Annotated in this window: 8 protein-coding genes; 7 read left to right on the top strand and 1 reads right to left on the bottom strand. The window is 72.4% G+C overall.

Going from position 1 to position 6268, the window contains the following annotated elements; genetic code table 11:
• The first annotated feature begins 307 nt into the window (after window positions 1-307).
• Both ACFV2J_RS32860 and ACFV2J_RS32865 read left to right on the top strand, forming a co-directional pair.
• Window positions 308-1756 (top strand): MFS transporter, encoded by a 1449-nt coding sequence (locus tag ACFV2J_RS32860; RefSeq protein WP_385442059.1) that lies wholly within the window; start codon window positions 308-310, stop codon window positions 1754-1756.
• A gap of 165 nt (window positions 1757-1921) precedes the next feature.
• A complete protein-coding gene (locus ACFV2J_RS32865; protein ID WP_385442062.1) occupies window positions 1922-2305 on the top strand; it encodes a hypothetical protein in 384 nt (127 codons plus the stop codon).
• 23 nt (window positions 2306-2328) lie between these two features.
• Here the strand turns inward: ACFV2J_RS32865 and ACFV2J_RS32870 are convergent, their stop codons facing one another.
• Window positions 2329-2796, bottom strand: coding sequence for a hypothetical protein (locus tag ACFV2J_RS32870; RefSeq protein ID WP_385095900.1), 468 nt, complete (start codon window positions 2794-2796; stop codon window positions 2329-2331).
• 341 nt (window positions 2797-3137) lie between these two features.
• On the opposite strand from ACFV2J_RS32870, the gene ACFV2J_RS32875 reads away from it, so the two are divergent.
• The 5 genes from ACFV2J_RS32875 to ACFV2J_RS32895 all read left to right on the top strand — a co-directional run bounded on the left by ACFV2J_RS32875 (window position 3138) and on the right by ACFV2J_RS32895 (window position 6040).
• On the top strand, window positions 3138-4457 hold the full coding sequence (locus ACFV2J_RS32875) for a hypothetical protein (protein ID WP_385442065.1): 1320 nt from the start codon (window positions 3138-3140) through the stop codon (window positions 4455-4457).
• 122 nt (window positions 4458-4579) lie between these two features.
• Window positions 4580-4744 carry a 50S ribosomal protein L33 gene (gene rpmG, locus ACFV2J_RS32880; RefSeq protein WP_385095906.1) on the top strand — a complete coding sequence of 55 codons (165 nt, stop codon included), beginning with the start codon at window positions 4580-4582 and terminating at the stop codon, window positions 4742-4744.
• A gap of 47 nt (window positions 4745-4791) precedes the next feature.
• Entirely contained in the window at window positions 4792-5052 is a 261-nt protein-coding gene (locus tag ACFV2J_RS32885) for a type B 50S ribosomal protein L31 (protein ID WP_385095909.1), read from the top strand.
• 35 nt (window positions 5053-5087) lie between these two features.
• On the top strand, window positions 5088-5210 hold the full coding sequence (gene ykgO / locus ACFV2J_RS32890; RefSeq protein ID WP_148014371.1) for a type B 50S ribosomal protein L36: 123 nt from the start codon (window positions 5088-5090) through the stop codon (window positions 5208-5210).
• Window positions 5211-5560: 350 nt separating this feature from the next.
• Window positions 5561-6040 carry a DUF5707 domain-containing protein gene (locus ACFV2J_RS32895; RefSeq protein ID WP_385098512.1) on the top strand — a complete coding sequence of 160 codons (480 nt, stop codon included), beginning with the start codon at window positions 5561-5563 and terminating at the stop codon, window positions 6038-6040.
• Window positions 6041-6268 lie beyond the last annotated feature (228 nt).

Here is a 6268-nt window from a genome sequence, read left to right on the forward strand (position 1 = left end):
CTCTTCTGGTGTGGCGGGGTGGGCTGCGGAGTCTGTGTTGTATTCTTACCTCTTTTGGCGCGGGCGGGTGGGCTGCCCGCCGGGGCGCCCCCCCCCCCCCCCCCGACGACGTGCCCGTGCCCCGTGCTGATGGGGCGGCGGGCCCTGTGCCGCCCGCGCCGCCCGTTCACCTCCTGTCCGTTCCCTGCCTGTTCCCCGGCGACCCGCTCCGCGCGGTCGCCCCATGTTCACGGCCGCCCGTCGGCCCTCCCTGTCGTACGACCCGGCCGGTCGATCCCGGCCGCATCCTGTTCCGAGAGGCCTTTCCATGCCCAGGAAGTCCACCCGCCTCACCTTCGCGGTCCTCGCGACCGGCGCGGGGGTGTTCTCCATGCTCCAGTCGTTGATCGCGCCGGCCCTGCCGACCGTCCAGCACGCGATGCACACCTCGCAGTCCACCGTGACCTGGGTGATGACGGCGTATCTGCTGTCCGCGTCGGTCTTCACCCCGATCCTCGGCCGGGTCGGGGACCTCGTCGGCAAGAAGCGCACCCTCGTCGCCGTCCTGGTGACCGTGACGCTCGGCTGTCTGCTCGCCGCACTCGCGCCCACCATCGGCGTACTCATCGTCGCCCGGGTCGTCCAGGGCATAGGCGGCGCGCTGTTCCCGCTCTCCTTCGGCATCATCAGGGACGAGTTCGAGGCTGCCGAGGTCGGCCCGAGCATCAGCAACCTGTCCGCCGTGATCGCGGCGGGCGGCGGCGTCGGCCTGGTGGCGGCCGGCCCCATCGTGTCGGCCCTCGACTACAAGTGGCTGTTCTGGCTGCCGGTCGGCGTGGTCGCGGTGACCACCCTGATCGCGCTGCGCTGTGTTCCCGAGTCGCCGAAGCGCGCCGAGGGGCGCGTCAGCTGGCTCGGTGCCGTACTGCTCTCGGGCTGGCTGGTGGCCCTGCTGCTGCCGCTCAGCCAGGCGACCCACTGGGGCTGGGGATCGGACCGGGTGATCGGCCTGTTCGTCGCCGCCGTGGTGCTCTTCGCGCTGTGGCTGTACGCCGAGGCCCGCTCCAGCAGCCCGCTGATCGACCTGAACGTCATGCGGCTGCCCGCGGTGTGGACCACCAACGCCGCCGCCCTCCTGTTCGGTGCGGGCATGTACGCGATCTGGTCCTTCCTCCCCGGCTTCGTGCAGACCCCCCGCTCCGCGGGCTACGGCTTCGGCGCCAGCGTCACCGGGGCCGGGCTGCTCATGCTGCCGATGCTGATCGCGATGTTCTGCTCGGGTGTGCTGAGCGGCCGGCTGGAACCGGCGCTGGGTGCCAAGAAGCTGCTCACCACCGGTGCCGCGCTCGGTGCCGTGGCCTGCGGCTTCCTCGCCGCCTGGCACGATCAGCAGTGGCAGGTGGCCTTCGCCGCGGGTGTCTTCGGCCTCGGCATCGGACTGGCCTTCGCCTCGATGGCCAACCTGATCGTCGGCAGCGTCCCGCCCGAGCAGACCGGCGCCGCGACCGGTATGAACGCCAACATCCGTACGATCGGCGGATCGATCGGCGCCGCCGTGACCAGTGTCCTGGTGACCGGCCGTCTCCAGCCCTCGGGCCTGCCCTACGGTTCGGGCTACACCCACGGGTTCAGCCTGCTCGCCCTGCTCTGCCTCGGCGCGGCGCTGGCCGCCCTCCTGGTGCCGGCGCGGCGGACGGCCCGTATGCCCGTCGCCCGTGCCGCCGCCGACCTGCCGAGCCCGGAGGCCGAGCCCGTCGTGACCGGCGCGCGGAACTGAGACGGACGGTGGCCCCGATCCCGCGGGGCGGCCCCGAACCCGTAAGAAGATGGTTGTCCTACTGTGCGACCGGGACATGACTCCAAACGGGCGGCACCCTCACCCGACCCGGTGAGCGGCCGCACGGGCGCGTACCACCGGCGCACGCGTGGCCGTTGGTCCGTCATGGACAGCACACACACAGCCCGGCGACGCCGTCCGGAGGAGGACTTCGCGGGCCGGCCCCACGCCGAGGCGGCGGCCGGCCACCCGCCGCACCCGCCGATCTACGCCCAACTGGTCGCGGAGTGGCGGGCGAGGGGCCGTACGGTCCCGGAGCGCCGCGAGGTCGTCGAGGTGCTGTGGGCTTCCTTCGCCGCCTCGGACCCGCTGGACGGCGAGTTGTGGCCGGCGGGCTCCCGGGCGGACCGCCGGCCGGCGGGACCACCGCCCCGGCCGGCGAACACCCGGACGGAGCGGGCCCCGGAAAGGACGGAGCGGGCCCCCGGCGGAGAGAAGGCCGAACAGGTGCCCGCCGTGCCCGTACCGCGTGGCCTTCCGGGCGGCTGACCCCCGCTGCTCCGCCCGGGGTCTCAGCACTCCCGGGAGGGTGCCAGGACGGCGAGGGTTCCGTTGGCCTGCTGCAGAGCGAGTTCCAGGCAGGCGGCGGAATGCAGACCCCCGGTTCCGTCCGGCGGGATGAGCCACTCCAGGAACCGCGCGGACCGGTAGGGCGGGGGGACGGCGACCCACGATCCCTTGCCGGCGTACCGGATGCCGGATCCGACCCATCGGCTCTCGGGGTCCGGCGCCAGGAAGAATCCGACGCGGCGGGCCGCGGTGTCCACCAGGGTCGGACCCGGGGCCCGCACGGGGTCGTCCCAGAGGATGTCCAGGGCGAGCAGGCCGAGTTGCTCGGGAACGCTGAGGACGTCCCAGAAGCGGCCGGCCTCCATCAGTGCGGTTCCCGGCTCCTGATCCCAGTCCCGCTTGCAGGCCCGAGGGTCCGAGGCCGCCGCCGCGAGCCACTCGACAGCTTTCCTCCACGCTGCGTCCGGCATGACCAACTCCCGTGTCCTCACAGGCTGTTCGAGCATGTGCGGAGCGACGTCCGGTTGCGGGTGCGCAACCGGGACCCGACCCGGCGTGCTCATGCTGGTAGATATTTCTATTCTTCGGAAGGGGTGGCGCGGTCTGGCGTTTACCGTCGGTCCGCTCGGACGTCATCCGGGCGGAGTGCGGAGGACGACCGCGGGCCACGCAGGACGACGGCCACGGCCATATGGACGTGACGACCGCCATGGCACAAAGACCTGACGACCGCCACGGCACATAGACCTGACGACCGCCACGGCCATAAAGACGTTGAGGGCGCCGGGGCCGTCCGGAGATGATCTCCAGCATGTTCTCCCGCAAGAACCACCGACCGAAGTCCGCCGATCTGCTGAAGGCCTGGGAATGCCTGGACGCCGGAGACATCCCCGGCGCCCTGCGGCTGGTGAAACCGGGCGCCGGGACGCTGCCGCTCGGGGAGACGGCCCTCGTGGTCGGCCGGGCCGCGGGAATGGCCGGCTTCGACGACCTCCGGAAGGCCGCCGCGGCGCTCGCCGCGGATCCCGGGAAGGGACAGGCGCTCTACGACTACGGGTACGCCTGCGTCGAACGTGGACTCTCCTCCCTGGCGATACCCGCCCTGCGGGAGGCGCTGCTCGCGAACCCGGGCACGCCGGCGGTGATGCGTGAGCTCGTGTCCGCGTACGAGCGCGAGGGCCGGCACGGCGAGGCCGTCGAGGTGCTGGCACGGCACGAGGCCGACCTCGCGCACTGGCCGGACCGCTACCTCCTCGTCCACAACGCGATCATGGCCGGAGACCTCCCCTTGGCGAGGCGCCAGCACGCGCTGCTGCCGGACCTGACGGACCCGCGGTGGGTGCCCACGCGTGACCGGCAGCGCCGGATGCTGGAGCGCGCCGCGAGCGCGGAGCCGGTGAGCCCGCTCGACGCGACGGATCTGCGCGGATGGCAGTTCGTGATCGGCGGCACGGTCCTCGGCACGCTCTCCCCGTTCGGCTTCGGCGCCGGGATGACCGGCCGGTACGCGTGGCTGCAGGACACCTACGGGCAGTGCCTGGAGGGTCTGCTGCGGCTGCGGGCGCTGCTGGACGCCGCCGGGGAGCGCCCCCGGTCGGTGTCGCTCCTGCCCGACCGTGACAGCCGGATCCTCGGTCTGGCCGCCGCCGAGGTGCTCGGCCTTCCCGCGGAGCCCTTCGCCCCCGGGCGGGAGGACACCGTCGTGGTCGCGTACGACCTGAACGTGCTCGCCGAGGCCGACGGCGGCCCCGAGATCCTGGGGCAGCTCTTCGACCGCGCGCCGGGGCAGGTGCTGCACGAACACGCGAGCGACTGGACGGACGCGCCGGTGATCACCGCCGACAGCGTCACGCTGCTCCACCAGTCCGTCGTGGCGCCCTGGGGCGAGCAGCTGCGCGCGGGGGAGGACGGCACCCCGGAGCGGGGGCCGGCCGACGACCGCCCGGCGGAACGGATCGCCGCCGAGATCGTGGGAGCCGATCCGTCACCGGCGGAGGGCGACGGCGAGACGCCCGCCGACCCGCTCGGGGCCTTCACCGGCTTCGTCTCGGCGGTCCAGGGCTCCTGGCTCCGGGGCGACCGGGCCCGGCTGATCTCGTCGGGGCCGGTCCCCAGCGCCAGGTTCGCCTGACCTGGGCCGGCCCCGGGTGCGCCCGGCAGGGCGGGAATGCGACGAGGGGGGTCGCTGTTACACCACTCGTAGCTGGCATGCGCGAGTCAAGATCCTCGCGGTGCGGGCGGAAGGAGGACCTCATGGCACGCAGCAGTGCGCGTCCCGTCGTCACGCTGAAGTCGACGGCCGGGACCGGTGTCACCTACGTGACGCGCAAGAACCGTCTCAGTGACCCCGACCGGCTCGTCCTGCGCAAGTACGACCGGGTGGCGGGTGAGCACGTCCCGTTCCGGGAGGAACGCTGAATCGACCCCGGCGTGACCGGGTGGGCAGTGGCAAGGAGGGAACAGGCATGAGGCCTCGTATTCACCCCGAATCCAGGCCGGTCGTCTTCCGGGACCGGGCCGCGGACGTCGCGTTTCTGACGCGTTCGACGGCGCGCTCGGCGAGGACGATCGAGTGGGAGGACGGCAACACCTACCCGCTGATCGACGTCGAGATCTCGTCGGCCAGCCATCCGTTCCACACCGGGAACGCGCGGGTCGTGGACAGTGCCGGCCGGGTGGAGCGCTTCGAGCGCCGCTACGGCCGCGCGGACTCGCCGCGGCACTGATCGCGGGCCCGCCCTGGCAGAAGGAGAGCAGAGCTGTGAAGGTACGTAATTCCCTGCGCTCGATGAAGTCGAAGCCCGGTGCCCAGGTGGTGCGCCGGCGTGGTGTGACCTTCGTCGTGAACAAGAAGAACCCGCGTTTTAAGGCCCGCCAGGGCTGACGAAGCGCCCGGGGGTGGACAGAGAGACGGCCGGCCCGGCCCTCGCACGGTGCGAGGACCGGGCCGGCCGCTTGCCATCGGGCAGGGGCCACCGGCCGGTGGTCGAGCACGCCCGCCGAGTCCCCTGGTGCGGAGTACTCACGGGAGCGGATCGAGGGGGGTTGAGTAGCCGTACTCATGCCCGGCGACCCCGATGGCACACACCATGGACCTCACACGGCACGACGTGCACCGCACGCTGATCGACCGTCAGCCATGGTTCGGATCAAGGAACTTGGTGTGCGTCGTGTCGAACCGGCCCCGCGTGTGCGGGGGTCGGGCCGTCGACCTTCTCGTCATGGGGGAATCACATGTCCAAGCGCCTCGTCGTCTCCGCGCTCGCCGGTGCCGTCGTCCTGGGCGGTGGCGCCGTTGCCACCGTCGCCCTCGTCGGACCCGCCGACGCGGCCGGACCGACGGGAGAACCGGTGATCGGCAAGTCCACCTCGGACCCGGTGGTCCTGGGCGACGGCGGGACCGGCGCCCTCACGTTCACCACCTCCGTGTCCGACGACTCGGGCATCAAGAGCGTGAAGGTCCTGGCGTGGCCCCGGAGTTCGCACCTGGCGCCCAAGGCGGCGGAGATGGCCTCCGTGGAGAGCGCCACGTGCAGGGCGTCCTCGGCGACCACGTCGGTGTGCACCTACCGGGCCCCGGCCGGCGGGCGGAAGGACGCCGCCGCGATCCCGACCGGCACGTGGTACATGGCGGTCCTCGTCACCGCAAAGGACCACGGCACCGCGTTCTCCGCGAAGGCCTCGACCTTCAACGTCACGCGTCACGCGGGTTGAGCGCCCTCCGGACGGCGTCGGTCCGGTGGCAGCCGTCCGGGCAACGGGCCGCCACCGCGGCCGCGTTGTGTCCCGGGGCGCCTCTCCGCTATAGTCGATCTTGAGCACGCCGCCGGATTTCTGGTAGCGGGCCCGGCGTTGGTGGTCCAAGGAAAGACGTCCCGCTTCCTGCGGGGAGATGCAGGTGCAAGGCCTGCCCGGCGCTCCACACAGCCCCGCCCGCCCGGT

This window comes from Streptomyces sp. NPDC059668 (assembly GCF_042734135.1).
Taxonomy (GTDB): domain Bacteria; phylum Actinomycetota; class Actinomycetes; order Streptomycetales; family Streptomycetaceae; genus Streptomyces.

Excerpts from the sequence above, each read along its gene's own strand:
- ACFV2J_RS32860 (WP_385442059.1), top strand. The coding sequence starts at position 308 with ATGCCCAGGAAGTCCACCCGCCTCACCTTCGCGGTCCTCGCGACCGGC.
- ACFV2J_RS32865 (WP_385442062.1), top strand. The coding sequence starts at position 1,922 with ATGGACAGCACACACACAGCCCGGCGACGCCGTCCGGAGGAGGACTTC.
- ACFV2J_RS32870 (WP_385095900.1), bottom strand. The coding sequence starts at position 2,796 with ATGCCGGACGCAGCGTGGAGGAAAGCTGTCGAGTGGCTCGCGGCGGCG.
- ACFV2J_RS32875 (WP_385442065.1), top strand. The coding sequence starts at position 3,138 with ATGTTCTCCCGCAAGAACCACCGACCGAAGTCCGCCGATCTGCTGAAG.
- rpmG (WP_385095906.1), top strand. The coding sequence starts at position 4,580 with ATGGCACGCAGCAGTGCGCGTCCCGTCGTCACGCTGAAGTCGACGGCC.
- ACFV2J_RS32885 (WP_385095909.1), top strand. The coding sequence starts at position 4,792 with ATGAGGCCTCGTATTCACCCCGAATCCAGGCCGGTCGTCTTCCGGGAC.
- ACFV2J_RS32895 (WP_385098512.1), top strand. The coding sequence starts at position 5,561 with ATGTCCAAGCGCCTCGTCGTCTCCGCGCTCGCCGGTGCCGTCGTCCTG.